General features: G+C 65.8%; 21 protein-coding genes. 16 read left to right on the forward strand and 5 right to left on the reverse strand.

Going from position 1 to position 25,640, the window contains the following annotated elements:
• Positions 1-68 precede the first annotated feature (68 nt).
• From ARC23_RS05720 to ARC23_RS05740, 5 genes are all read left to right on the forward strand, one after another.
• Positions 69-2,429, forward strand: a complete 2,361-nt coding sequence (locus tag ARC23_RS05720; RefSeq protein ID WP_057496348.1) for a DNA translocase FtsK — start codon at positions 69-71, stop codon at positions 2,427-2,429.
• A gap of 38 nt (positions 2,430-2,467) precedes the next feature.
• Positions 2,468-4,411, forward strand: coding sequence for a DUF3857 domain-containing protein (locus ARC23_RS05725; protein WP_057496349.1), 1,944 nt, complete (start codon positions 2,468-2,470; stop codon positions 4,409-4,411).
• Positions 4,412-4,522: 111 nt separating this feature from the next.
• Complete coding sequence (gene lolA / locus ARC23_RS05730; RefSeq protein WP_057496350.1) at positions 4,523-5,161, forward strand: outer membrane lipoprotein chaperone LolA; 639 nt, start codon at positions 4,523-4,525, stop codon at positions 5,159-5,161.
• Positions 5,162-5,515: 354 nt separating this feature from the next.
• A complete protein-coding gene (locus ARC23_RS05735; protein WP_238985200.1) occupies positions 5,516-6,793 on the forward strand; it encodes a replication-associated recombination protein A in 1,278 nt (425 codons plus the stop codon).
• A gap of 190 nt (positions 6,794-6,983) precedes the next feature.
• Positions 6,984-7,355 (forward strand): DUF805 domain-containing protein, encoded by a 372-nt coding sequence (locus ARC23_RS05740; protein ID WP_057496352.1) that lies wholly within the window; start codon positions 6,984-6,986, stop codon positions 7,353-7,355.
• 74 nt (positions 7,356-7,429) lie between these two features.
• Here ARC23_RS05740 and ARC23_RS05745 read toward each other — a convergent pair whose 3' ends face one another.
• Complete coding sequence (locus ARC23_RS05745; RefSeq protein WP_057496353.1) at positions 7,430-7,804, reverse strand: hypothetical protein; 375 nt, start codon at positions 7,802-7,804, stop codon at positions 7,430-7,432.
• A 280-nt stretch (positions 7,805-8,084) separates the two neighbouring features.
• Between ARC23_RS05745 and ARC23_RS05750 the strand changes: the two genes are divergently transcribed.
• From ARC23_RS05750 to ARC23_RS05790, 9 genes are all read left to right on the forward strand, one after another.
• Positions 8,085-9,113 carry an alpha/beta hydrolase gene (locus tag ARC23_RS05750; protein WP_057496354.1) on the forward strand — a complete coding sequence of 343 codons (1,029 nt, stop codon included), beginning with the start codon at positions 8,085-8,087 and terminating at the stop codon, positions 9,111-9,113.
• A 122-nt stretch (positions 9,114-9,235) separates the two neighbouring features.
• A complete protein-coding gene (locus ARC23_RS05755) occupies positions 9,236-10,612 on the forward strand; it encodes a YncE family protein (RefSeq protein WP_057496355.1) in 1,377 nt (458 codons plus the stop codon).
• A gap of 51 nt (positions 10,613-10,663) precedes the next feature.
• Entirely contained in the window at positions 10,664-11,710 is a 1,047-nt protein-coding gene (locus ARC23_RS05760; RefSeq protein ID WP_057496356.1) for a heme/hemin ABC transporter substrate-binding protein, read from the forward strand.
• Positions 11,707-12,750, forward strand: a complete 1,044-nt coding sequence (locus ARC23_RS05765; protein ID WP_057496357.1) for a FecCD family ABC transporter permease — start codon at positions 11,707-11,709, stop codon at positions 12,748-12,750. The genes ARC23_RS05760 and ARC23_RS05765 overlap by 4 nt, the downstream gene beginning before the upstream one ends.
• Complete coding sequence (locus tag ARC23_RS05770) at positions 12,747-13,508, forward strand: heme ABC transporter ATP-binding protein (protein ID WP_057496358.1); 762 nt, start codon at positions 12,747-12,749, stop codon at positions 13,506-13,508. Before ARC23_RS05765 ends, ARC23_RS05770 begins: the two co-directional genes overlap by 4 nt.
• A gap of 62 nt (positions 13,509-13,570) precedes the next feature.
• Positions 13,571-14,320, forward strand: coding sequence for a hypothetical protein (locus ARC23_RS05775; protein WP_057496359.1), 750 nt, complete (start codon positions 13,571-13,573; stop codon positions 14,318-14,320).
• Between the two features lie 435 nt (positions 14,321-14,755).
• Positions 14,756-16,792, forward strand: a complete 2,037-nt coding sequence (gene fusA / locus ARC23_RS05780) for an elongation factor G (RefSeq protein WP_057496360.1) — start codon at positions 14,756-14,758, stop codon at positions 16,790-16,792.
• Between the two features lie 176 nt (positions 16,793-16,968).
• A complete protein-coding gene (locus ARC23_RS05785) occupies positions 16,969-17,241 on the forward strand; it encodes a hypothetical protein (protein WP_005409616.1) in 273 nt (90 codons plus the stop codon).
• Between the two features lie 110 nt (positions 17,242-17,351).
• Positions 17,352-18,107 carry a SapC family protein gene (locus ARC23_RS05790; RefSeq protein WP_057496361.1) on the forward strand — a complete coding sequence of 252 codons (756 nt, stop codon included), beginning with the start codon at positions 17,352-17,354 and terminating at the stop codon, positions 18,105-18,107.
• On the opposite strand, the gene ARC23_RS05795 is transcribed toward ARC23_RS05790, so the two are convergent.
• Together ARC23_RS05795 and ARC23_RS05800 are read right to left on the reverse strand one after the other, a co-directional pair.
• Positions 18,108-20,432 (reverse strand): ATP-binding protein, encoded by a 2,325-nt coding sequence (locus tag ARC23_RS05795; RefSeq protein WP_080393029.1) that lies wholly within the window; start codon positions 20,430-20,432, stop codon positions 18,108-18,110.
• Positions 20,429-21,058: a response regulator gene (locus ARC23_RS05800; protein ID WP_057496362.1), complete on the reverse strand. Its 630-nt coding sequence runs from the start codon at positions 21,056-21,058 to the stop codon at positions 20,429-20,431. The genes ARC23_RS05795 and ARC23_RS05800 overlap by 4 nt, the downstream gene beginning before the upstream one ends.
• Positions 21,059-21,343: 285 nt before the next feature.
• Here ARC23_RS05800 and ARC23_RS05805 point away from each other — a divergent pair, with 285 nt between their 5' ends.
• Positions 21,344-22,390, forward strand: a complete 1,047-nt coding sequence (locus ARC23_RS05805) for a hypothetical protein (RefSeq protein WP_057496363.1) — start codon at positions 21,344-21,346, stop codon at positions 22,388-22,390.
• 82 nt (positions 22,391-22,472) lie between these two features.
• On the forward strand, positions 22,473-22,952 hold the full coding sequence (locus tag ARC23_RS05810; RefSeq protein WP_057496367.1) for a GNAT family N-acetyltransferase: 480 nt from the start codon (positions 22,473-22,475) through the stop codon (positions 22,950-22,952).
• 1,047 nt (positions 22,953-23,999) lie between these two features.
• Here the strand turns inward: ARC23_RS05810 and ARC23_RS05815 are convergent.
• Together ARC23_RS05815 and ARC23_RS05820 are read right to left on the reverse strand one after the other, a co-directional pair.
• Positions 24,000-24,788, reverse strand: coding sequence for a DUF5694 domain-containing protein (locus ARC23_RS05815; RefSeq protein WP_152985210.1), 789 nt, complete (start codon positions 24,786-24,788; stop codon positions 24,000-24,002).
• Between the two features lie 414 nt (positions 24,789-25,202).
• Positions 25,203-25,430 (reverse strand): hypothetical protein, encoded by a 228-nt coding sequence (locus ARC23_RS05820; RefSeq protein ID WP_160321652.1) that lies wholly within the window; start codon positions 25,428-25,430, stop codon positions 25,203-25,205.
• Positions 25,431-25,640: the final 210 nt, after the last annotated feature.

A 25,640-nucleotide genomic window follows, 5' to 3' on the forward strand; every position in this document is an offset into this window, starting at 1 on the left:
AACTGAAAACTGACGCCGTCTCATTTATTATCAATCACTAACAGCGCATTCCAAAGGTATGGTCTAAGGTGGCGAAGCAGGTCCCCGAACGCTCCAAGTCCGACGACAGCAAGGCCTCACGTCGCACGGCCGCGGCGGCGACGACCGACAATCCACGCCGCCAGCGGCTCTGGCGCGATCTCGGCCTGATCGCCATCGCGCCAGCCCTGTTGTACCTGGCGGCCAGTCTGTTCACTTACTCCGCCACCGACCCGGGCTGGTCGCATACCGGCAGCGTGGTCGCGCCGGTGCACAACATGGGGGGGCGTGCAGGGGCCTGGATCGCCGACGTGCTGCTGCAGCTGTTCGGCTACGTCGCCTTCCTGCTGCCGGTGGTGCTGGGCGCGCTGGCGTGGATCGCCATGTTCGGCCTCAAGCGCGAGAGCAAGGGCGAGAACGACCTGGACCCGGCGCTGCGGCTGGTCGGCCTGGTCGGCTTCCTGATCGCTGGCACTGGCTTCCTGCACGTGCGCCTGTTCAGCGGTGATGTCTCCAGTGCCGGCGGCATCCTCGGCAAGCTGGTCGGCAATTCGCTCACCGTGGGCTTTGGCGCACTGGGCGCGAACCTGTTCGTGCTGGTGCTGCTGCTGGCCTCGATCACGCTGGCAACCGGGCTGTCCTGGTTCAGCGTGATGGAGAAGATCGGCCGCGGCGTGATGTCGCTGGCGCCGTTGCTGGAGCGCAAGAAGGAAGAAGTCACCGAGTGGAAGCAGACCCGGGTGATGCGCGAGGAGCGCCAGGAAGTGCGCAAGGCCGATGCCGAAGTGCGCGCCAAGCGCGAGCCGGTGAAGATCGAGCCGCGCCCGGAACCGGTGATCGAGAAGAGCGACCGCGCCAAGCGTGACAACCAGATCCCGATGTTCCGCGGCGTCAACGGTGACGGTTCGGACCTGCCGCCGCTGGCGTTGCTGGATGATCCCAAGCCGCAGCCCAAGGGCTACGACGAGGAGACGCTGGAGACCCTGTCGCGGCAGATCGAGTTCAAGCTGAAGGACTTCCGCATCGATGCGCAGGTGGTCGGCGCCAATCCCGGCCCGGTCATCACCCGCTTCGAGATCGAGCCGGCGCCGGGTATCAAGGTCAGCCAGATCAGTTCGCTGGACAAGGACATCGCGCGTGGCCTGTCGGTGAAGTCAGTGCGCGTGGTCGACGTCATTCCGGGCAAGTCGGTGATCGGCCTGGAAATCCCCAACGTTACGCGCGAGATGATCTTCCTGTCCGAGCTGTTGCGCTCGAAGGAATACGACAAGTCGGCCAGCGTGCTGACCCTGGCGCTGGGCAAGGACATCGCCGGCCGCCCGACCGTGGCCGACCTGGCGCGCATGCCGCACCTGCTGGTGGCCGGTACCACCGGTTCGGGCAAGTCGGTGGCGGTCAATGCGATGGTGCTGAGCCTGTTGTTCAAGGCCTCGCCGAAAGACCTGCGGATGCTGATGATCGACCCGAAGATGCTCGAACTGAGTGTCTACCAGGGCATCCCGCACCTGCTGGCGCCGGTGGTCACCGACATGAAGGAGGCCGCCAACGGCCTGCGCTGGTGCGTGGCCGAGATGGAGCGCCGCTACAAGCTGATGAGCGCAGTGGGCGTGCGCAACCTGGCCGGCTTCAACAAGAAGGTGAAGGAAGCCCAGGACGCCGGCCAGCCGCTGATGGACCCGCTGTTCAAGCCGAACCCGGAACTGGGCGAGGCGCCGCGCCCGCTGGAGACGCTGCCGTTCATCGTCATCTTCATCGACGAATTCGCCGACATGATGATGATCGTCGGCAAGAAGGTGGAAGAGCTGATCGCGCGCCTGGCACAGAAGGCGCGTGCGGCCGGCATCCACCTGATCCTGGCCACGCAGCGCCCGTCGGTGGATGTGATCACCGGCCTGATCAAGGCCAACATCCCCACCCGCATCGCCTTCCAGGTCAGCTCGAAGATCGACTCGCGCACCATCCTCGACCAGTCCGGCGCGGAAACCCTGCTCGGCCACGGCGACATGCTGTACCTGCCGCCGGGTACCGCGCTGCCCGAGCGCGTGCATGGCGCCTTCGTGTCCGATGACGAAGTGCACCGCGTGGTCGAACACCTCAAGGCGATGGGGCCGGCGGACTACGTTGACGGCGTGCTGGACGAGGTGCAGACGATGGGCGACGGCGTCGTGGTTGGCGCCACCGGCCTGCCCGAGAACAGCTCGGCCGGCGATGAGTCCGACCCGTTGTATGACGAGGCGCTGCGGGTGGTCACCGAGACCCGTCGCGCGTCGATTTCCGGCGTGCAGCGCCGGCTGAAGATCGGCTACAACCGTGCAGCACGACTGATCGAGGCCATGGAAGCGGCCGGTGTGGTCAGTGCGCCCGAACACAACGGCGACCGCACGGTGCTGGCACCACCGCCGCCGAAGTAAGGCCCGGCGCATTCCCACGACGTCCAAGGAACCGACGCATGCTTCACCCCGTACCAAGCGCGCTGGCACTGGCGCTGGCAGCCTTCCTGGCTGCCGGCCCGGCACTGGCAGACACCGCCACCTCCGCGCCCGCCACGGCGCCGCCTTCCACCAGCGGCGATACCGAAGCCAGCAATAATTTCAGCATTGTCCGTTACCGCGCCGACTACCAGGTGCGGCCGGATGCCGGCAATGTGCAGACCGAAACCTACGAAGTGCTGCTCAAGACCAAGGCCTCGGTCGAGCAGTTCAGCCAGGTTCGGCTGAGCTACAGCGAGAAGATGGAAACCCTGGAGGTGCTTGGCGCCTACACCATCACCGCCGACGGCCAGCGCCGCGACGTGCCGGCCGACCGCATCTACACTCAGGAAAGCTATTCCAGCGCCTCGGCGGCGATGTATGCCGACCGCAAGGTGCGGGTGATCGTGTTCCCGAACCTGGCCCCGGGCACGCGCCTGTACTACCAGGTGCGCCGTACCCAGGTCACACCGTACTTCCCGGGCTACTTCGGCCTGTGGGAGACGTTCAATGTGTTCACCGAGTATGAGGATGCCGAAGTCACCCTGAGTGCGCCGGCCAGCCTGCCGATGTTCATCGACAGCCGCGGCGTGCAGGGCAGCGACCGGCCCACGGTGAAGAACGGCCAGGCGCAGTGGCGCTGGCGCTACCAGCGTCGCGAGGCGATGCCTGCGCAGAACTGGTCGGCGGCGGGCTGGGAGTTCGGTCCGAACATCATGGCCAGCACCTATCGTGACTGGTCGCAGATGGGCCGCGCCTACCAGCTCAAGGCCGGCCCAGCCGCGCAGGTCACCCCGGAACTGCAGGCACTGGCCGACCAGGTCACCGCCGGCATCAGCGACCGCCGCGAACAGGCTGATGCGCTGTACCGCTGGGTGGCGCAGAACATCCGCTACGTGGCGGTGTACCTGGGCAATGGTGGCCTGGAGCCGAACAGCGCGCAGAGCATCCTCGACAACCACTACGGCGACTGCAAGGACCATGTGACGATCCTGGAGGCGCTGCTGGCGGCCAAGGGCATCGCCAGCTCGCCGGTGCTGATCGGTGCCGGCGGCGGCCCGACGCTGCCGAAGATTCCGGTGCTGGGCCGCTTCAACCACGCCATCACCTACATCCCGGAATTCGATCTGTACCTGGATTCGACCACCGCGTGGGCGCGCTTCGGTCAGCTGCCAGAGGGTGACCTGGGTGCACCGGTGATGCGTACGCGCGACGCCACGCTGGCGCGTACCCCGGCCAACACGCCGGAGCGTAACGCGACCTCGATGGAAGTGCGTTTCACCTTCGACGCCAACGGCAACCTGCGTGGTGAGACCATTCCGAAGCTGGGCGAGAACGCCGAGATCGGCATGCGCGCCCAGTTCTCCCAGCTCAACGCGCAGAACCGTGCGCGCGCTGAAGAGCAGATCATGGCTGCGTCCGGTTTCGACGGGCGAGGGCAGCTGCAGATCCAGGGCGTGCCGGTCGACCTGACCCGGCCGTTCGGCTACCGCATGGCCTTCCAGGCTGAGGATTACGCTGACTTCAGCGTGGCTGGTGGCATGGCTGTGCCGGACCCGCCGGGTGGCGAGTCGGTGCGCGGCCTCTACGCCACCGCCTCGGCGCCGGCCAACGAAACGCCGTTCTACTGCAACGCCAGCCTGCGCGAAGAAACCTATCGCCTGCAGTTCCCGACCAATGCACCGATCATCGCGATCCCGGCCAGCCAGCGTTTCAGCAATGCGGCGGGAGATTACCGGGTGGATTGGAGCCGGGAGGGCCAGGTAGTGACCGTGCACCATCGCCTGCAGCAGAACGCGGTGCGTGGCCCGGAAGCGTTGTGCCAGCCGCAGGATTACGCCGCATTCCGCGCGCTGTACCGCGAGGTGCGCCGCGGCTTCCGCGGCCAGGTGCTGTACGGCAAGCTGCCGGCATCTGGTGGCTGAATCGCCGATGGACGTTCGGGGCGGCATAATGTCGCCCTGATCGCCCATTCATGTTTCTACGGGCACACTGGCAACCACCTTTCCTGGCGTTTGCGCCTACAGGATTTCCGCATGACTTTCCGCTTCCGCCGTTTCCTCGCCACCACCACCCTGGCCGTGGCCTGTGCCGCCGCCGGCAGTGCCTGGGCTGGCGCCCGCGATGACCTCAAGACGTTCACCAGCGGCCTGAAGGGCCTGGATGGCCAGTTCAGCCAGCAGGTGTTCGACAGCCGGGGCAAGGTCAAGGAATCGACCAGCGGCCGCGTGGCGCTGTCGGCGCCGCGCCTGTTCCGATGGGAATACGTGCGCCCGCACGAGCAGCTGATCGTGGCTGATGGCAGGAAGGTCTGGATGTACGAGCCGGACCTGGAGCAGGCCACCGTGCGCGAGCAGGGCAAGGAAGAGCAGAACAGCCCGCTGACCGCGCTGATCAACCCGGCGCTGCTGGAGCAGCAGTACGACGTCAGCGAAGAGGCCGCGCAGCGCGATGGCCTGCAGTGGCTGTCGCTGTCGCCCAAGCGCGAGACCGAAGCCAGCTTCCAGTACGCCGCGCTGGGCTTCAACGCCCAGGGCCTGGCCAAGATGGAAATCACCGATGCGGTTGGCCAGCGTACCGTGATCACCTTCAGTGGCTGGAAGCGCAACCCCGGCTTCGCGGCTGGCACCTTCAGCTTTACGCCGCCGAAGGGCACCGACGTCATCGGTAATTGATCGGGGCGCGGGGCATGGCTCGGCGCTACCTGCTCTGGTGGGTGTCAACCGGCACCGCCTAGGTGGGTGTCAACCTTGGTTGACACGCTTTTGATCTGCCGGCCAGCGGCCGGCACTACCGAACCGGTTGGCCCGGCGCTGACTGCTCTGCTGGGGTGCCAACCGGCACCGCCTTGGTAGGTGTCAACCTTGGTTGACACGCATTTGATCTACCGGCCAGCGGCCGGCACTACCGGAATCGTCGTCACCCTCTCGCGGTACAATGGGAGGGTGCCAAGACATCGCTCCACTTCATTCCCCGGTCCCGATCTGCTGAGCGTTGATCGGGAACATCTGCGCCCGCTGGCCGAGCGCATGCGCCCGCGCACCCTCGACGAAATGGTCGGGCAGAAGCGCCTGCTGGCGCCGGACAGTGCGCTGCGCCGCGCGGTCGAATCCGGTCGTGTGCATTCGATGATCCTGTGGGGGCCGCCAGGCTGCGGCAAGACCACGCTGGCGCTGCTGCTGGCCGAGTACGCCGATGCGGAGTTCCGCGCCATCTCCGCGGTTCTATCCGGCCTGCCGGAGGTGCGCCAGGTGCTGGCCGAGGCCGCGCAGCGCTTCGCTGAAGGCCGGCGTACCGTGTTGTTCGTGGATGAGGTGCATCGCTTCAACAAGGCGCAGCAGGATGCGTTCCTGCCTCACATCGAGCGCGGCACGATCCTGTTCGTCGGCGCCACCACCGAGAATCCATCGTTCGAGCTGAACTCGGCGCTGCTGTCGCGTTGCCGCGTGCATGTGCTGGAAGGCGTTTCGCCGACCGACATCGTCGAGGCGCTGGAACGTGCGCTGGGCGACCGCGAACGCGGCCTGGGCGAGGAGGGCATCGAGGTCGCTCCCGAACTGCTGCTGGAAATCGCCACCGCCGCCGATGGCGACGTGCGCCGTGCGTTGACCCTGTTGGAAATCGCCGCCGAGCTGGCGGGCGGGGAGGGCGGTCGCATCACCCCGCAGACCCTGACCCAGGTGCTTGCCGACCGTACCCGTCGCTTCGACAAAGGCGGCGAGCAGTTCTACGACCAGATCTCGGCGCTGCACAAGTCGGTACGCAGTTCCAACCCGGATGCCGCGCTGTACTGGCTGACCCGCATGCTCGATGGTGGCTGCGATCCATCCTACCTGGCGCGCCGGCTGACCCGCATGGCCATCGAGGACATCGGCCTGGCCGATCCGCGTGCGCAGAGCATGGCGCTGGAAGCGTGGGACATCTACGAGCGGCTGGGTAGCCCAGAGGGAGAGCTTGCGTTCGCGCAGCTGGTGCTCTATCTGGCCAGCACGGCGAAGTCGAATGCCGGCTACGCGGCCTTCAACCTGGCCAAGGCTGACGTGCGCCAGAGCGGTACCGAAGAAGTGCCGCTGCACCTGCGAAATGCGCCGACCAAGCTGATGAAAGAGCTCGGCTACGGCGCCGAGTACCAGTACGACCATGACGCCGAAGGCGGCATCGCGCTGGACCAGACCGGTTTCCCGGATGCGATGGGCGAGCGGGTGTACTACAACCCGGTGCCACGCGGCCTGGAGATCAAGCTGAAGGAAAAGCTGGACCGCCTGCGCGCCGAACGCGAGGCCGCTCGCGCCGCGAAGGGCCGTTGACCCGGTTTATGTAGCGTCGAGCCATGCTCGACGTCGCTCTTGCATGGGCTGCAGGCGTCCGCTGGAACAGCAGTCGAGCATGGCTCGACTCTACAGGGTGACATGGCAGTCGAGCAGGGCTCGGCTCCACGTTGTCCCCGTCGCCGGTCTTTGGCACACTGCGCGGCTTCTCTTATCAAGGAACGATGCCGTGCAGGAAATGATTCTGCCGTTGAAGCGCTACGCCCAGTTCGAGGGTCGTGCCAACCGCCGCGAGTACTGGATGTTCCAGCTGTTCCTGCTGATCATCTCAGCAGTGCTGATGGTGCCGCTGGTCACCGCTCTGGTGATGCAGTCCGACGCTCTGGGTATGGCGTCGATCATCCTGTTCGTCGTGTTCTGGCTGGCCACGCTGCTGCCGGTCATGGCCGTCACTGTGCGCCGCCTGCATGACTGCAACCAGTCAGGGTGGTTCTACCTGCTGGCGCTGGTGCCGGGCGGTGGAATCGTGATCCTGGTCTTTGCGCTGCTGCCGGGTACGCCGCAGGAGAACGCGTACGGCCCGGTGCCTTCGGGACCGTGACATTTCCTGAGTCGGGCACGGCTCGACTCTACAAGCGGCAAAGAAGTGAAGCCGGCATTTTGCCGGCTTCGTCTTTACTTGATGGTGCAGTCGCCGAAGGACAGGTAATCCGTTCCCGAGCTGAACTGCAGCGTGCAGCTGGCGGTGAAGGTCGCGCCTTCTTCCAGTGCGCCCAGCTTGGCCGCCTGCTGTTCGTCGTCAGTGGTCAGCCGGGCCAGGACATTGCCCTGGTCGTCGCCGGCCTCGATCAGCGGTTCGCCCGCCAGGTTGCTGGAAACACCCAGTGCTACGGCAGTGAATGTCACCGTCTGGTTGAGTTGGTCCATGCCCAGTGACGAATTGCCGGCCTCCTCAAAGGCCTGGTAGAGCGACGGCAGATCCTGTGCGGCGTGCGCGGCCAGCGGGGCGAGCAGGCCGAGGGTAAGGACGATCAGTGCGTTGTGCTTCAAGGGTTCTCACAATCATGGGATCCAATCCCATGGCAGTCGTGGAGCAGATGAACGCGACCCGGACGATGGCCAAATGCCCGCCGTCCATGGCTGCGCTGGAAGTGGGGCGGTCCAATGCCCCAGTGGGCGGAAAAATAGGGGAGTGCCGCCTCCTGTGCAACCGGCCTGTCGCGCGCGTGATACACAGCGTGACGTTTGATCGATGTGATAATCATTCGCGTTTGAGGTAGACTGCGGTCCCCTGTGAACCGGCGTCCCTGTGCCGCCTCCGCCGCCGCTGATGAAGCATTTCGTCCTGCCTTCGCGCCGGGGGCCGCTGGCCCGCGGCCTGGCCGCCTTGATGATGAGTCTGCTCCTGGCCACCCCCTATGCCCATGCGCAGCAGCGCAACCCGCTGCAGAAGATCGGCCACACCGTGCTCGACGAGCCTGCGGCGAGCTATCGCTTCGAGCATTTCGTGGTGGACAGCCCGGACCAGCAGCGTCGCTGGCGGGTAAACGTGGCCATCCCCGCCAAGGCCGGCAAGGCCCCGCTGCCGGTGCTGTACGCGCTGGATGGCAACGCCGTGGCGATGGTGCTGGACCAGCCGATCCTGGCCGAACTGGCCGCGCGCAAGGCACCGCCGGTGCTGGTGCTGGTCGGCTACGACAACGACCTGCGCATCGATTCGAAGGCCCGTACCCGCGACTACACCGCGTGGATCGACCGTGCCGACGACGAGAGCGGCACGACCCAGGCAGTCGGCGGCGGCGCTGCGGCTTTCCTTGACGTGATCGAGCGCCGCATCAAGCCGGAAGTCGAGCGTCGCGCACGCATCGATACGCAGCAGCAAGCGCTGTGGGGGCATTCGCTCGGCGGGTTGTTCGTACTCAATGCGCTGTACACGCGTCCGGCTGCGTTCCAGTCCTATCTGGCGGCCAGCCCGTCGCTGTGGTGGAGCCAGGGCGCGGCACTGGGCGATCCGGAGCAGCAGTTCGTGCAGAACGTGCATGGCCAGCCGGCAAAGCTCTGGCTGATGCTGGGCGGCGCCGAGCGTGTCGGCGATCGCGGCAAGCGCGACATGAACAATCCGCGCGTGGTCGCGCACCTGCGCCGGATCGGTGGCGCCACCCCGGATGCGGCGATGCAGTTGTCCGAACGGCTGGGCAAGGTGCCGGGCCTGAGCGTGCAGTACCGCGAGTTCGATGGCCTCGGTCACGGCCCGATGCTGCCGGCGTCGTTCCACGCCGCGCTGCATGAGCTGTACGGCGTGACCGACCGCAGCGCCGGCGATGGCGCGCCCAATGGCGGTGACAACGCCGCCGAGTGAATCCCTTCGCACGCGATGCCGTGCGACCCCACTACCCAGGCGAGGCTGCCGGCGTGCAGCGGCCCAGGCAACCGATGAATCCCGCGCCATGTGGCGCGGCCTACGTGTGCAAGGAGCCTGCCATGTCGTTCCGTCCGTCTCTCCGTCTCACCTCTCTCGCTGCCGGTCTGCTGCTGGCCGTCACCGCCACCGCGCAGCCGGTGTTCGACCAGCCGGCCACTGCCACCTTCAAGGGTGAGGTCGTCTCACGTGGTGAGAACGTGGTTCCCGGCAGCACGGCCGACGTGATCGGCCGTGGCTTCGTGCCGGGCCAGAAGGTCAGCCTGCTGCGTGGCGACAGCGTGCTCAATGCGCAGCCGCTGGTGGTCGATGCCGATGGCAGCTTCAAGACCCAGCTGAGCATTCCGGCCGATGCAGTGCCGGGTACCCACCCGGTGGTGGTGCGCGCCAGCCAGCCGGCTGCAGCCACCGTGCTGAAGCTGCGCGTCTCGCCGCAGCTGCCGCTGTCCGGCCAGGCCCAGTTCGCCACCCAGTCCAACAAGCTGGTGCCGGGCCTGTACCAGTCCGCCTACAGCGCCGCCAGCAACGCAGTGTTCGTGACCTCGGCCGTGGGCCGCCCGCCGGTGACCCAGTCGCAGCTGCTGAAGCTGGACCCGACGTCGCTGAAGGTGATCAAGGCGATCACCCCGGCGCAGGTGCCGGGCAGCACCAACGGTGCGGTCTATGCGGTCTACGGCGTGGGCGTGGATGACACCCACGGCAATGTCTGGGTCACCAACACCCGCCAGAACTCGATCGCGGTCTATCGCCAGAAGGACCTGTCGCTGGTCCACCAGTTCCCGGTCGATGCCGTGCCGCACGCGCGCGACGTGGTGGTCGATGGCACCCGCGGCAAGGTGTTCGCCTCGGCCACGGGTGAGGACCACCTGTCGGTGTTCGACGCCAGAACGCTCAAGGAACTGCCGCAGATCACCCTGGAGTCCGGTGTCGATGAGGGCAAGTTCACCCCGATGAGCCTGGTGCTGGACGAGAAGGGCGGCAAGTTGTTCACCGTCAGCATCGGCACCCCGGAAGCGGCGGTGATCGATGTGGCCAGTGGCAAGGTCGAGAAGGTCATCGACCTGGGCAACTCGATCAGTGCGTCGGGCGTGGCCTTTGACGCGGCGCGCAACCGCCTGTACGTGGCCTCGCAGGGCACCGACAACCTGCTGATCGTCGACGTGGCCGCCGGCAAGGTGCTGCACGATGTGCCGGTCGGCGCCGGCGCACTGAACGTCGCCTTCGATGATGTTTCCGGCCTGGCCTACGTCAGCAACCGTGGAGCTGGCACGGTCACCGTGGTGAACGGTGACGGCAAGGTGGTCGCCAATCTTGATGGCGGCACGCTGCCTAACCACGTCCGCGCCGACGGCAAGGGCAACGTATTCGCGGTGAACAAGTCGCGCGGCGCTGAGGACCCGAAGGGTGACCGCATCACCCGCATCACCCCGAAGCAGTAAGTCACCGGGCAGGGCGGCCTGCGCGTCGCCCTGCCAGCAAGGAGAACGAGCATGAACATCACGTCCCGTCTGCGCCTGTGTGCGCTTCCGTTGGCTGTTTCGCTGGCAATGTCTGCCTGCAGTGGTTCGTCGACACCGCCTGATGGCCAGAAGGCCGCCGAGCCGCCCGCCGCAACGGCCGCTGCGGAAGCCGCATTGTCGGCAGGCTGGCAGCGCGTGGCCGGTACCGGGATGCCGGCGGTGCGTGACCAGAAGGCCGTGCTGCCGGCCAAGGTGCATTCCGATGACGGTGCCGATATCGAGGTGACCGACACCAGTCGGATCATCGCCGGGGGCGACGACGTCATCGCGGTGATCGAGGCGCTGGGCATGGGCACGCAGGTCTTTGCCGCGCCGACCAACACCACCACCCAGGCCGGCATGGCCGCGCCGCACCAGTTCCTGTTCAACCGCACCACGGGCGTGGAGGGCGTGCTGAGCCTGCAGGGCTCGCTGTTCCTGGGCAACAGCCTGCGCCGCCACACCGAGCTGGCCAGGAAACTGCGCGAAGTGGGCGAGCCGGCGGTGGTCATCGATGACCTGCAGCCGGCGCCGGACAAGGTGCGCAAGGTCGCTGCCGCACTAGGGCTGGCCGAGGCAGGGGAGGTACTTGCCACGCAGGTGCAGCGCCAGCTCGACGAGGCTGCAGCGATTGGCAAGGGCCTGGGCCATGCGCCACGACTGATCCACGTGTCGGCCACCGGCGCCGGCGGCTCACCGACGGTTGCTGGTGCCGACAGCGCCTCGGCGCAGCTGATCGCGCTGGCGGGCGGCGTCAACATCGGCACCGAGGCGGGGGTGAAGAACTACTCGCAGCTGAGCAATGAAGGCGTGGTCGCCGCGGCGCCGGAGGTGATCCTGGTGACCGAGCATGACCTGCAGCTGTTCGGCGGTGCCGACGGCCTGTGGAAGGCGTACCCGACGCTGAAGCAGACCCCGGCCGGGCAGGCCAACCGGGTCTGGGTGATGCCGGATGTGCAGCTGAAGTACACCAGTGTCGGTTCCGGTGCGGGCGCGTTGGCGCTGGCCAAGGCGCTGGCGGCGTTGCCGAAGGCATGAGTCCGGCGGATCGGCGCCGCCGTCGCGGGCGGACGATGTTGTTGGTGGCGTTGCTGGCACTGCTGGGTGCGGTGTTGGCGTCGTTCGCCGTGGGCCCGCTGCGGCTGCCGCCGCTGGAGGTGGTGCAGGCGCTGGCGGTGAAGCTGGGCCTGCTTGACCCAGAGGCAGTCAGCAGCCGTGATCTGGCGGTGGTCTGGCAGCTGCGCATTCCGCGCGCCCTGTTGGGCGCGATGGTCGGCGCGTCGCTGGCGATGGCCGGTGCCAGCCTGCAGGGCCTGTTCGGTAACCCGCTGGCCGACCCCGGTATCGTCGGTGTCAGCCAGGGTGCTGCGCTGGGTGCGGTGGCTGCCATTGTTCTCGGCGCTGCGGGCGCAGCCGGTTGGCTGGTGCCGGTGGCGGCATTCGCTGGCGGTGCACTGGCCATCGGCCTGACCTATGCGCTGGCACGGCCCGGCAAAGGCAGTGGGAATGCTACGCTGCTGCTGGTCGGCATCGCCATGGCGGCGTTCTGCTCGGCACTGATCGGTTTCCTTACTTACATCGCCAGCGAAAGCGAGTTGCAGTCGCTGGTGTTCTGGCAGATGGGCTCGCTGGCGCGCGCCAACTGGGCCGACGTGGCCGCGGTGGTGCCACTGTTTGCGATTGGCGTGTTCGCGTTGCAGCGGTTGGCCACGCCGCTGGACATGCTGGCGCTGGGTGAGCGCCAGGCCCAGCACCTCGGGCTGGATGTGACCCGCACACGACGCCGCCTGGTCGCGTTCAGTGCGCTGCTGGTGGGCGCAGCGGTGGCGTTTGCCGGTTCGATCAGCTTCGTTGGCTTGGTGGTGCCGCACGTGGCGCGCCTGCTGGTCGGCCCGGGTCATCGCTGGTTGCTGCCGTTGTCCGGCCTGCTTGGCGCGCTGCTGATCGTGGTGGCCGACACCGCAGCGCGCACGCTGGATCCGCCGGCGGAGATTCCGCTGGGCCTGTTCTCCGCTGCGCTCGGCGCGCCGTTCTTCCTCTGGCTGGTGCTGCAGCAGCGCCGCAAGGCGGCGCCATGAGCGTGCTGTTGAAGCTGCACGAGGTAGTGGTGCGCCGCCAGCAGCGCGAGATCCTGCATGGCATCTCGCTGGCGTTCGAGCCCGGCACGGTGACGGCGCTGGTTGGCCCGAACGGCGCAGGCAAATCCACGTTGCTGGCCGTGGCGGCCGGCGATCTGTGTGCCGACGTGGGCGAAGTGAGCCTGTTGGGCAGGCCGCTGGCCAGCTACAAGGCCGGGCCGCTGGCGCGCGAGCGCGCGGTAATGCCGCAGGAGCACGGCGTTCGTTTCGCCTTCAGCGTGGAAGAAGTGGTGGCGATGGGGCGCTTGCCGCATCCGCCGGACCCGCTCGTGGATGATGCCCGGGTGGAAGCGGCCATCGATGCCGCCGAACTGCAGGCGCTGCGCCTGCGCGAGGTGCAGCAGCTGTCCGGTGGCGAATCCGCCCGCACCACGTTCGCGCGCGTGCTGGCGCAGGATACGCCGCTGTTGCTGCTCGATGAACCGACCGCAGCGCTGGATCTGCGCCACCAGGAGCGCACGCTGCGCAGTGTGCGTGCCTGTGCCGAAGCCGGTGCGTGCGTGATCGTGGTGCTGCACGATCTCAATCTGGCCGCTGGCTACGCCGATCGCATCGTGCTGCTGGAACAGGGCAGGGTGGCGGCCGATGGCACGCCGCTGCAGGTGCTGACCGAAGACAACCTGCAGCGGGTATATCAGCAGGATGTGGTGGTGCTGGAGCATCCGCGGCGCGGGGTGCCGTTGGTGGTGGTGACCTGACGAGGGCGAGCGGCAAGCGCGGAGTATCATTGGCGTTTGTTCTGTTTCAATGGACTGATGCAATGATCCGTACCGCTTCGCGCAGCGTGTTGTTCGCTGCGATGCTCGCCTCGGCGAGCGCCTCCCATGCGGCGTCCACGCCTGCCGTTTCACTGACCCACGCAGCCGAGAACGCCTCGCTGATCGAGACGCGGCAGTCCACTGGCGAGGGCGCCGCTGTCACCTCGATCAGGACGCAGTACTTCGGCAACGAGGAAATGTCGGTGAGCTGGGATGACCAGCAGGTGCTGGTGCTGTGCAGGGAGGCGGCGTACCTGAAGATTCCTGCGACCAAGCTCAAGGCCGGAGCGTTGACCTCCGAGCAGCGGCAGATGATCGTCTACCAGGCGCTGATGTCCGGCCTGGGGGCTGTCGCGGGCGTCATCGGGCCGGCAGGGGAGGTGGTGACCGTGGCTGATGATGGCAGCGAGACCCGCAGCGTTGGCGAAAACAGCTGGGCGTATGGGGTTGAGCGATACGACGTGATCACCCAGCGGCTGCCGGACGGTGCACTTCGCGTTCGAGCCCGCAAGACGGAAACCGTGAGTACCACGCCGCCGGCAGACCCGGACGACATGTTCAGCACCGAGGACGACCAGGCGGCACGCTTGTCCGAGCTGGCGCCGGTGGGCAGCTGGACCGAAGTGGTGGTCCACGGTGGCGCACGGCAGCCGCACATGGACCCGGCGACGTCGCTGAAGGGGTGGATCTCGATGGGGGATGACCAGGCGGCGACCGTGGCCGAGGCGCGCACGCTGCACGGCTGCCAGTAAAGGCTGAGAGGGGTCAGATCCCTTTGCCCAGGGGCAAAGGGATCTGACCCCGATCATTGTCGGCCTCATCGTTCCATCCATGTGTGCAATATTCACTTGCGCGCCAGATTGGCAGGTCTAGAATGCGCCCCATGAACCGGATGCCGCTCCTGAAGTTTTTCACCCTGACCCGCGCAAGCGCGGAACGGGCGTGTCTGCCTGGAGCCCCACGAGGCCGCTGAAGCGGCCATCGCTGGACCTTCGACAGAGCGCCCTCCGGGGCGCTCTTTTCGTTTCTGCTTTTTTTTTGTTGGTCGACTCTACCCAGTCGACTCTACCCAGCACTGCGAAGGAGAACGTGCCATGCACCAGATCGCCGAGACCGAACGCTAGCCGCGCGCCCTGTCGCCAACCGGGGTGCGCGGCCCCTGGAGTTGGCTTTGCAGGAACCTCTTTATGAACACCCAGACCCTTTCCCGCCGTCGCAACCTCGGCATCATTGCCCACATCGACGCCGGCAAAACCACGCTGACCGAACGCCTGCTGTGGAAAAGCGGCGAGATCCATCGTGTCGGCGAAGTGCACGACGGCAATGCGACCACCGACTTCTCGGCGATCGAGCGTGAGCGTGGCATCACCATCGGCGCGGCCGCCGTGCAGGCGCAATGGGCGCCGCGCGACCTGCCGCCGCATCGGCTGACCCTGATCGATACCCCGGGCCACATCGACTTCGCCATCGAGGTCGAGCGTTCGCTGCGCGTGCTCGACGGCGCCGTGGCCGTGTTCTCGGCCGTGGATGGCGTGCAACCGCAGTCCGAATCCGTGTGGCGCCAGGCGCGTCGCCATCGCGTGCCGCTGATCGCCTTCGTCAACAAGATGGACCGCGTCGGCGCGTCGTTCGAGCGCGTGCTGGAGCAGCTGCAGGACAAACTGCAGGCGCGGCCGTGGGCGCTGGGCGTGCCGCTGGGCAGCGAAAGCGGCTTCAACGGTTGGGTCGATCTGGTCGATGAGCGCGTGCTGCAGTGGCAGGATGGTGCCGCAACCACGGCAACCCCGTGGGACGAAGCGGCGCGGGCCCAGTGGCAAGCCCAGCGCGATGCGCTGGTCGAGGCCGTGGCCGATCACGACGAACAACTGGCCGATGCCTGGCTGGAAGGTCGCGTGATCGATGCCGGGCAGCTGCGCGCGGCGATCCGCCGGGCGACGCTGGCAGGTGCGGGCGTGCCTGTGCTGGCCGGTGCTGCGTTCAAGGACAAGGGCATCGAGACGCTGCTGGACGCCGTGGTCGATTACCTGCCGTCGCCGCTGGATCGCCCTGCCGTCAGCGCCGAAAGCGATGAGGGCGAGGTCGTGCTGCCGCCGGATCCGGACGGTCCGCTGGCCGGCCTGCTGTTCAAGATCACCCATCAGCAGCATGGCGCACTGAGCTTCGTGCGGCTGTACTCGGGCACCTTGAAGGTGGGCGACGCCGTGGCCAGTTCGCAGCATCCGCAGGGACGGCGTGTCAGCCGGCTGGTGCGGGTGCAGGCTGACCAGACCCACGACATCGAACAGGCCGTGGCTGGTGACATCGTCGCGGTGCTGGGCTGGAAGGATGCGGTCAGCGGTGAAACGCTGAGCGGCCGTGCGCAGCCGCTGCGCCTGGAGAACATCCAGGCACAGGCGCCGGTGCTGGCGTGGCGGCTGGAACCGGCGCGTGCGGCCGACCTGATCCGGATGGCGCAGGGCTTGGCCAGCCTGGCCCAGGAAGATCCCTCGTTCCGCGTCGAAACCGATCGCGACACGGCGGAGACCCTGGTCTGGGGAATGGGCGAGCTGCACCTTGAGGTGATGGTCGAACGCCTGCGCAGTGAATGGAAGGTGGACGTGGGCGTGGGTGCGCCGCGCGTGGCTTACCAGGAGACGCCGATGCGTGCGATGACCGGTGTCGTCGGGCGGCTGGTCAAGCAGACCGGCGGACAGGGCCAGTTCGCGCACGTGGTGCTGGATGTATCGCCGCGTGGGGACGACCAGGTGGTGTTCAACGACCGCATCGTCGGTGGCGTGGTGCCGCGCAGCTTCATCGCGGCGGTGGAGAAGGGCGTGCGTGCTGCGCTGTCGGAAGGCCCGCAAGGGCATCCGGTGGTCGGCATCGAGGTCAGTCTTGTCGATGGCCAGACCCATGCCAAGGACTCCTCGGAGATGGCGTTCCATCGCGCAGGTGCCGAGGCGATCAAGGCGGCGCTGGCCGAGGGTGGTACGCAACTGCTGGAGCCGGTGATGGCGGTGACGGTGCATTCGCCGTCGGCGTCGGTGGGGGATGTGGTCGGCGACCTCAACCGCCGGCACGGCCGTGTCGCTCGTATCGATGACCAGGACGGTCGCGCTGAGGTCAGTGGTTTTGCACCATTGGCGCAGCTGGTGGGTTACACCACGTCGCTGCGTTCGCTCAGCCAGGGGCGGGCGAGCAGTGAGGCGCACCTGCACGGCTACGAGCCGGTACGCGCGGCGTGAGGAAGGTGAGGGGAGCCCGTTCGCGGGCTCCCTTTCTTGTGGGTCCGGGGGATGCGGCCTGTGGCCTGGAGTTTTTGCATTGCGTCGCAACAAAACTGCAGAAAAAGCTGGATTAAAGTGATGCCTCACGATAAATTGCGCACCCCCCGTTGCTCGCCGCCGCCCGCACCCTGCCCATGCGTGATGACAAAGACCCCGGAACCCTTGAGCTGACCCTGCCGCGCAAGCGCGGTCGTCCGCCCAAGTTCGGGTACGCGATGAGTGATGCGCAGCGGGCCGCGCGCTACCGTGCGCGCAGGGCCGGGCAGGCCAATCACGCCGACGTGCGGTCGTGCAGCGACATGGTGTTGCTGGACAAGATTCGTGCGGCCGTCAGTGCCCGTGACACCGAGCTGGCCGGTTTCCTGGTCCATGTGCTGTGGCAGCGCTATCCCCTGCAGCTGAAATAGTGCGCCGGTGGGGTGGCCGTTGTCATCGTGCTTGTTGATAATGCGGGATTCAGGTTGTTCCCGCTGGCGTGCCCGGGATGGCAGGCGCGCATGATCGAACGGTTCCCAAGATGACCACCACCAGCGACACCACCACCGAAGCGGCGCCGAGCGGCGCACCCCTGTTCTATTCCCGTCCGGTGCCGCTGCAGGCCGATCTCCATGCCGACCTGCGCATCCTGCCGGGCCGTCTCGAGTTCGCCGCCGGCAACAACGCCATTCCGCTGGTGCTGGGCGAGTTCGCGCTGGCCCTGCATCACTTCCCGATCCTGTTCGCCGGCCCGGGCGCGGTTCCGATGGCCGCCGTGGGCGTGTCCGACCAGAACCTGTTCATCAAGGATGGCCTGTGGGAAGACGAGACCTACATCCCGGCCTACCTGCGCCGCCATCCCTTCATCTTCATCGATACCGGCGCGGACAATGACTTCCTGCTGGGCATCGACGAAGACAGCCCGCGCGTGGTGAAGGGTGGCGAGGAAGGCCAGCCGCTGTTCGCCGACGGCAAGGCCACCGAAATGGTGCAGCAGGCGCTGGAATTCTGCGGCCAGTTCACCCGTGAACACGAGCAGACCCTGGCCTTCTCCAAGGCCCTGGTCGACAACGGCCTGCTGGTCGAGCGTAACGCCACCGTGCGCACTCCAGATGGCCGTGAGTTCAACCTCAATGGCTTCCTGGTGGTGGACGTCGAGAAGTTGGTCGCGCTGCCGGAAGCGACCGTGGTCGAGTGGCACCGCAGCGGCTGGCTGGCGCTGATCCACCAGCACCTGATGTCGCTGGGTCGCTTCAACGACCTGACCCGCCGCCAGATCGAGCGCCTGGCAGCCTGATCAGGGCGATGGCAGGGCGTCCGCAGTGCGGGCGCCGTGCCAGCCCCGCAGGTGCTCAAGCAGGTGCAGGGCTGCCTCCCAGTCCGGCGCGGCACGCTGCCCCAGATCCCACAGTGCGGCCGCCAGTGCGGCCTGCTCGTGGGCGCCCAGCATCTGCAAGGTCCCCTGAAGTCGATGTGCATGGTGGCGCAGAGTGTCTGCGTTGCGGTCTCGCAGGCAACCCTCGATGTTCGCCAGTTCGTTGCCGATGTCGCTCAGATAGGCGGCCAGCAGGCTGTCGGTTGCGATGGTTGCTTCGGCGGGTGCAGCCCCCGCCGGTGCGTGCAGCTGCAGTGCCTGCAACAGCTGCGCGGGCCGCAGCGGCTTGGTCAGTACTGCATCGAATCCTGACGCCCTGCAGCGTTCAAGGTGCCTGCGTCCGGTGCGCGCAGACAAGGCGATCAGTCGCAAGGGCGTGCCCGATTGCCGTCGCAGTTCACGCGCCAGTGCATGGCCATCCATGCCGCGAAGCCCGATATCAAGCAGCATCACCGTGCGAGGGTTTCGCGCCTGTTCGGCCAGTGCTGCGGCAGCGTCAGCCACCGCGCACACATCAGCCCCCAGCTGTCGCAGTTGTTCGGCAACGACGCGCCGGTTCAGTGCATGATCTTCGGCCAGCAACAGGGCCATCCCCGCCAGCGGAGCTGCCAGGGCGCGAGCCGGTGCAGGGTCAGTGGCCGCCCGGGTTGCGCGTACCGGCAGGCGCAGGATGAATCGACTGCCTCTGCCAAGCACGCTGTGCACGGTCAGTTCGCCTCCCATCGCGCGGGCCAGCTCGCGGCAGATGGCCAGCCCCAGCCCGCTGCCGCCACGCTGCTTGCCGCCTGCGCCCTGCTGGAAGGGCTGGAACAGCGCTTCCAGCGTCTCAGGCGCGATGCCGATCCCGCTGTCGATCACTTCCAGTAGCAGTTCGCGCGGTCGCGCGGGCGGCACCAGATCCAGGCGAAGCTCGACGCTGCCAGCGTCACTGAACTTCACGGCATTGATCAGCAGGTTGCTGGTGATCTGGCGCAGCGCATCCGGGTCGACCAGCACGTTGGGGGAGGGGGGTGCTGGTGCAGCGAAGTCCAGCCGCAGCCCCTTGCGGCGAGCCTGTGGGTCAACGGCATCCAGCACCTGCTGGCACAGCTGTGTCACATCGCAGGGCCGGGGGCGGGGCGTGAACGCGCCGGCAGCCAGCCGCGAGAAGTCCAGTGCCCTATTCAGCAGCCCGCTAAGGGACTGGCCGGCGGCCTTGGCAACACCCAACAACTCACCTTGTCCCCGGCGCAACGGTGACTGTGCCAGCAGCTCGATCGCGCTGAGCATGGCCTGGGCTGCATTGCGCATTTCGTGGTTGAACATGCCCGCCGCACGCGCGACGAGCCGGTCGCGGCCTGAGCGCAGGCGCCATAACAATAGTGCGGCGGCCAGTAGAGGGACCAGCGCTACCCAGGCAAGCGCTGGCGGTTGCCGCGCCCAGCGCAACGCTTCGCCAAAAGGGGCGGGCAACGCCTGCTCTGCCCACAGGTGCAGCAGGCTGGCGTGCTCGTCCAGCGTGATCTCACGCACCGCCTTGTCGATCCGTCGCAGCAGGGCTTCGTTCTGGTGACGGACGAGCAGATGCAGGTCGGAGGAAAAGTCACTCTGAAGCGCCTGCAGTTGCAGTCTGCCCTTGAAGTAACGTCGGGCCATCGGCCGCAGCGTGCTTTCCAGGCCGATGGCGACGTCGGCGAGGCCCGCTACAACGGCGGCCAGGGTGGCGTGCCGATCCGGGAAATGGTGCAGGTGAATCTGTGGATGATGTGCTGCCAGCCAGCCGGCAAAGGGCCCGCCCTGGACCACCGCGATCGTCCGCCCGTGCAGTTCGCGCACGTCGCGTGGCAGCCGCGTACCCGCACGTGCGGCCAGCAGAGTGGCGCCGCCGGGGAATGCGCCGGACGCGATCAGGTCAGGGCAGGGGAGCGCGCGGTGCCGAACACCGCCGAACACCATCACCAGTTCAGCCTCGTTCCGGCAGACGGCACGGATCGAGGCCTCGATACTGGGGTAGGGAATCTCTTCAAACACCAGGTGGGTACGTCGGGACACAAGCTCCGCATAGCCGTGGGCGAGGGTTGCCGGAGACCTCCAGTCAGCCAGGGTGGCCGGCATTGGGTGCAGGGACGGCGGTACGGCCACCCGGACATGGCCGTTCGGATGCCAGTGCTGCAGCGTGGCATCGTCGGCGGCCGCGCCGGGCAACAGAAGCAATGCCAGCAGAAGCGGAATCAGCGCAAGCTGGCGTGGTGCGCCGCCGCGTCTCACCGCGGTTCCAGCAGTCGATCACGCATGGCATAGACTTCGATGTCGCTGCGCAGCCCAAGCTTGCGCAGCGCGGCGATCTTCTGCGTACTGACGGTCTTGATGCTGCGATGGCGGCGCAATGCGATCTCGGACAGGGTGAATCCCTCCAGCAGCATGTCCAGGACTTCCCGCTCGCTCCGGCTGAGTTCGTCATGCCCCATGGCCAAGGTGAAATCCGGCGGAACGCGGGTCAAACCCTGTGCAACGCGCATGATCGCGTCGGAAAGGGCGTGCAGTGGCTCGGCCTTGCTGACGAAGCCACTCAGCCCGGTGCCGATCAGGTGATTGATATTGGTGGTGGGCAGGTGCGTGGCAAATGCCAGCAGCGGCAGGCGAGGGAACCCATCGCGCAGTAGCGCCACCAGGCTGGTACCGTCGCGGTCGCCCGGGGCCAGGGTCAGGTCGATGATGGCGACATCGACCCGGGCGCAACGGAGGGTGTCGATGAGATCGTCGCTGTGAGCGTGGCTGGCGACGATGGCGAAGCGGCGATCGCCGGCAAGATGAAGCGCAGTGCCGCGGCGGACGATTTCGTGGTCATCCAGGAGCGCCAGTTGCAAGGGGCGCGGTGCAGGAAATCCATTCATGCGCAGGAGGTGATCGGCGCCCGCAGGCGTGGCGATTATTCTGGCGCTGCTGACGCGTCGAACATCAAAAACCCTGGGTTTTTGCGACTATTCCTATAAATCGATTGCTCGTGGGTATTGCGCGTCGCGGTTCCGATCTGTCGCATCAATTGCGTCCCTCGGCTCAAGACGCTGTGCAGCCACTGCGCAGGGAGCGCGCATCTCGCTGGTTGCGGCCCCGAGCGCTCAAGATTGGATCGCGGAGGCCGATACAGGTTCCTTCAGACACCGGATGTCAGAGCGCGCATGCCGCAGAAAACAAGGCTGGAAATCCTCGCAGAGATGGTCACGGGCTATTCGTCTGCCCGGCATGAAAAGCAGATGCTGCCGATTGGTCATCCGCGATTTGCATGGCATGCACGCTTCCGGAGGCTGAGCCCGTCGTCATGGGCGATCCCGGAGGATATTCCGTACGTTGCCGCCACCAGTCTTCTGGATGCCTATTGGCAACTGCCGCGAAGGCCGGATCTTGCCTTCAATTCGCTCTGGTCAGCCACCAACAGTTCGTACAACGACCTGTTCCTGGCGAGCCCGCAAAACGCTGCTTCAGCCAAACTGACGGACAAGATGTCCATCGACTTCTCCCTGAAGGAAATAGCGGCGCGGCTGAATCTGATGGTGCCGACCTCATCGCCTGCGATGGCGCCTGCGCAGGGCATCTCGATCCGGGATCTGATCAAGATGTACCTGAAGAATGCGCACGACAGAAATTTTCATTTCGTTGCGCAGTACATCCTTCGCGGCATTGCGGTTGAGGAGCACAACGCGAACAAGGTGCCGCCCAAGGCGGCTATCAGGGACATCCTTGTTCCCGCGTCGTACCTGTCGTTCAAGAAGGAGTTCGGCAGCATCCACGCCAAGATCAAGGCCTCACTGGGTGGAAAGTACGCCACTCTGTGCACGATCACGGAGTCGGCCTGTGGCACGGAAATCAACTTCGGAATCCAGGACAGCAAGAAGGCAAGGGGGATTGTCCACCAGGCCAGCCTTCTGCTCCGGCAGGAGGCGTTGAATCCCAGCATGACGAATGGCGGTGTGGCAGGAACCTTCAGCAGCGACCAGCATTGGTTGTCGTTCGTGGTTCGGCCGCTTCTCTACGCCAGCCGCAACAATGCGGCACACGGGAACGTCGCTTCTCGACTGAACAGCCTTTCGGCCTCTGCCAACTCGGTCACGGCTGCTACCTGGACGTTCCTGTTCTGTTATCTGTATTTTTCGTTGATTCTTCTTTGCCAGGCAAAGATCACGCTGGCTGACCTTGAGCCCTTGTACGAGAACGCTGATCTCGTTTAGTGGCAGGTGCGCTGAATGGGCGCCAGGCTGCATTCTGGTAGTGTCCGTGCCGACGATCACGCCAGATTTCAGCGGGAGTGGCATGGAGATTCGTGTTGCCAGGCAGAGCGACTTCGAGGCCATGTGGCGAATCTTCAGGGCCGCGATAGCCACCGGGGATGCGCTGCCATTTGCGGAGACCTTCGAGGCCGAGACGTTCCGCAGCCACTGGTTCCAGGCTCAGACCCCGTACGTGGCTGTGCAGGACGGCCGGATCATGGGACTGTACAAGATCGGGCCCAATTTTCCCGATCTGGGCGCCCACGTGGCCAGTGCGACCTATGTGGTGGACCCGTTGGCACAGGGGCGCGGGGTTGGCCGGGCATTGGTTGAACACAGTCTGGACCGGGCCAGGTCAGACGGATTTCTCGCCATGCAGTTCAATTACGTGGTGAGTACCAATGTGCCGGCGGTCACTCTGTACCGGAAGCTCGGGTTTGAGGTGGTGGGGACGCTGCCACAAGCGTTCCGTCATCGGATGCTGGGCTTGGTGGATGTGTATGTGATGCATAGGTTCCTGTAGGGCGGAGTTGGGCTGGGGCGCCTGCATTGCTTGGAACATAATATACATTATGCGAAATGGCGTACCCGTCGAATCTGGGCCTTTGTTGGCTCCGCATGGCAATGGCTGAAGCTCTGGCGCGGCTTTTGCCTCCCTGCGGGCTCCCACGACAAGGATGAGCTTGCAGCATGATCGAGATCGATCCGCATGACCGAGCCGACCTAACCGATCCTTGGGCCGGTTTCGGCTTTCAGACACGGCCTAGTGGTCTCTGGCCCGCGACATTGCGCGAGAATGACGGCTGATGATGGCCGAGGCTCGCGCAGACTTGGCTGCGCGATCGGTTCTGGCCTCCACGGGATCCGCTACGGCGAAATCCGGCGTGATCTACCTTGCCGAAGTCCTCAGAATTCGCCGAGCACGGCGGCTAGCCGGGTGCGGGCCGGTTTCCGACGCCGAGCCCTCAACTGTGGTCCATCTGAGCCGTGGGCCAAGGCCCCGCCGGCGCGTGTGAGGCGCTTCCGTAGGGGCGCCGCCCCTACACGCCGGAACCTCACTGCTCGCGGCAACGTTGCCAGCCACCGGAAGGCGCGGAGACCTGTTCCCAGCCATTCTGGAGCCTCCGGAACGCTTGGCCGCCAATGCAGGCGAATCCCGAGCGCTTAGCCGCATCGCTCCCGAGTGACGGCAGCGACACGACGCTACCGGATGGCCCGGGTCGGCCGGCACGACGTGCCTCGCCCTGGAGAGTGCTCGCCTCAAGACCGTCGCAGTACAGCTTCATGCCTGGGTGAGGATGATTCGGCCAACGGTACTGCTCGCAGTTGAATGGCGTCGTGGTCTTTGCCATCGAATTGTGCGCGGCCCTCGGGGCTGCTGGGATTGGCTTTGGCGCGGGACCTCTCGCCGAATGTATCTGCTGCGCTGAAGCTGAGGTCGCAATGGCCAACAGTACGCACATCGCCCCAAGTCGAATATCCATATCCCCCCTGTCTGTAGAGGATGGTACTCGATTGCCGAACTGACCCGTCGCATCACGCATGCCTCCGTAGCCACGGCAATCCATTGTCACGGAATCAGATAAGGAACCACATCCTCCGCCACCCGCCGGCTATCGATCGCCAGCAGGTCCTTGAGGATCGCGGTGTGCCCGGCGCCGGCGATCACAAGGACACGGCGCCCCGGTGCGGCGGCGGTCTGCACGTTTGCATACATGCGGAAGTTGCGATGCCACCAGCTCGCCGACGCATCGGCGCCGACGAAGCTGTCTCCCGCATCGACCGCATTGGTAAAGATGTAGAGGTTCTTGTTCTCGCGATCACGCGCCGGGTCGTTGGTCAGCCGCAGCAGTTCGTGCAGCGGCAGCGTGGCCTGCTCCCGGGCCGTGCGCTCGGAAAGCGATGCGAATACTGCCTCAATCTCCGCTTTCTGAGCGGGCGCGTGCGCGCTGACGTACGCGAACAGCGACTCGCCGTTCCATTGCACGTTGCCTTCGTCGAAACAGGTCACGCCAGCGAGACCCGATGCCCGGGCCACACGGAACCCGATCTGCTGCGTCTCGTCGACGTCGAGCGCTGCCTTTCCGTCGCGCCACGCGGCGTAAGCGGCATCCTGCTTCGCCTGTGCGGCAGGCTCGCATTCCACCAGGACGTCGGTCGGGGCAAACCCGGCAATTCGTTTCGCGAGGCCCGTCAAATACGCCTGATTGTCGGCAGTGGAAACATCGACGACCTTCGACTTGACCACGTCCAGGCCGGGATTTTCGAAGTGGAACACGCCCAGCATCATCACCTTCGCCGGCTCAGGCTTTGCCGCCCACCCGGCCTCCGGCACCAACGCCGCGCACAGCAACGCCAACGCACACCACCACCGAGCAACGCCCATCACACACCCCCTTCAGAATAAAGCCCCCCCTATCATGAAGCCTCCAAGCCCGAAATGGTTAAGACCCAGGGGGAGCCTTGGCCCATCATTACGGGCCCGCCGGCCCTGCCGCCTCTGCGTCTCCACGTGTCGCGTCGTCGCAATACCCGCGACCGCGCCACCGCCCCCTCGAAAAGCCAAAGGCCCTCCATTAGCGCAAATGGGATGTACAGCTTCCAGAGAAGCGTCAATCCCATGCCTACACGTGGAATCAGGTAGATCGCAAATAGGGTTTTCCCCTTCCTCTCGTGCCCAGCGACCAGACATTCGCCATGCTTGACGGCCGCCCTTGAGACAGCCCAAGCCAGGGCAAGCGAGCGCTGGCGCCTTCAAGCCACAGACATTCGGCTAGGTCTGCATCTTCGTGAAGACGCGATCGACCAGAGGCGCTACAACGTTCTTGATAAAAGATCGCGCATCTTCCTCCGTATCAAACTCTTCCACATGGGTATCGTCATTCCAGAGTGCCGATTTCCACGAAAATTCGGAATCGCTCAAGCTCTCGTGGAGCTCGCGCCTAACTCCCTCCCTGTAGGCCGGTATCTGTTCGAGCCGCTCTTCGAACAATTCGATCATTCCAGGCCAGTCACCGGTCTCAATTGAGTAGAAGGCCTCAACCGCAGAACGAGCGATGTTGTAAGACCTCATCTGATCATGTCCGAATAATGGTCAATCAAGTCGAGGGAATTGGTGGGCAGTCTGGATGCGCCGCTCTGCGACGCACTCTGTAGGACTCGCCCCATTAACGTGACGCGTCACGCCGAATCGCCGCCCACCCATTGGCAC

This window comes from Stenotrophomonas beteli (assembly GCF_001431665.1).
Classification (GTDB): Bacteria; Pseudomonadota; Gammaproteobacteria; order Xanthomonadales; family Xanthomonadaceae; genus Stenotrophomonas; species Stenotrophomonas beteli.

Excerpts from the sequence above, each read along its gene's own strand:
- ARC23_RS05725 (WP_057496349.1), top strand. The coding sequence starts at position 2,468 with ATGCTTCACCCCGTACCAAGCGCGCTGGCACTGGCGCTGGCAGCCTTC.
- lolA (WP_057496350.1), top strand. The coding sequence starts at position 4,523 with ATGACTTTCCGCTTCCGCCGTTTCCTCGCCACCACCACCCTGGCCGTG.
- ARC23_RS05735 (WP_238985200.1), top strand. The coding sequence starts at position 5,516 with ATGCGCCCGCGCACCCTCGACGAAATGGTCGGGCAGAAGCGCCTGCTG.
- ARC23_RS05750 (WP_057496354.1), top strand. The coding sequence starts at position 8,085 with ATGAAGCATTTCGTCCTGCCTTCGCGCCGGGGGCCGCTGGCCCGCGGC.
- ARC23_RS05755 (WP_057496355.1), top strand. The coding sequence starts at position 9,236 with ATGTCGTTCCGTCCGTCTCTCCGTCTCACCTCTCTCGCTGCCGGTCTG.
- ARC23_RS05760 (WP_057496356.1), top strand. The coding sequence starts at position 10,664 with ATGAACATCACGTCCCGTCTGCGCCTGTGTGCGCTTCCGTTGGCTGTT.
- ARC23_RS05765 (WP_057496357.1), top strand. The coding sequence starts at position 11,707 with ATGAGTCCGGCGGATCGGCGCCGCCGTCGCGGGCGGACGATGTTGTTG.
- ARC23_RS05770 (WP_057496358.1), top strand. The coding sequence starts at position 12,747 with ATGAGCGTGCTGTTGAAGCTGCACGAGGTAGTGGTGCGCCGCCAGCAG.
- ARC23_RS05775 (WP_057496359.1), top strand. The coding sequence starts at position 13,571 with ATGATCCGTACCGCTTCGCGCAGCGTGTTGTTCGCTGCGATGCTCGCC.
- fusA (WP_057496360.1), top strand. The coding sequence starts at position 14,756 with ATGAACACCCAGACCCTTTCCCGCCGTCGCAACCTCGGCATCATTGCC.
- ARC23_RS05785 (WP_005409616.1), top strand. The coding sequence starts at position 16,969 with ATGCGTGATGACAAAGACCCCGGAACCCTTGAGCTGACCCTGCCGCGC.
- ARC23_RS05790 (WP_057496361.1), top strand. The coding sequence starts at position 17,352 with ATGACCACCACCAGCGACACCACCACCGAAGCGGCGCCGAGCGGCGCA.
- ARC23_RS05800 (WP_057496362.1), bottom strand. The coding sequence starts at position 21,058 with ATGAATGGATTTCCTGCACCGCGCCCCTTGCAACTGGCGCTCCTGGAT.
- ARC23_RS05805 (WP_057496363.1), top strand. The coding sequence starts at position 21,344 with ATGCCGCAGAAAACAAGGCTGGAAATCCTCGCAGAGATGGTCACGGGC.
- ARC23_RS05810 (WP_057496367.1), top strand. The coding sequence starts at position 22,473 with ATGGAGATTCGTGTTGCCAGGCAGAGCGACTTCGAGGCCATGTGGCGA.
- ARC23_RS05820 (WP_160321652.1), bottom strand. The coding sequence starts at position 25,430 with ATGATCGAATTGTTCGAAGAGCGGCTCGAACAGATACCGGCCTACAGG.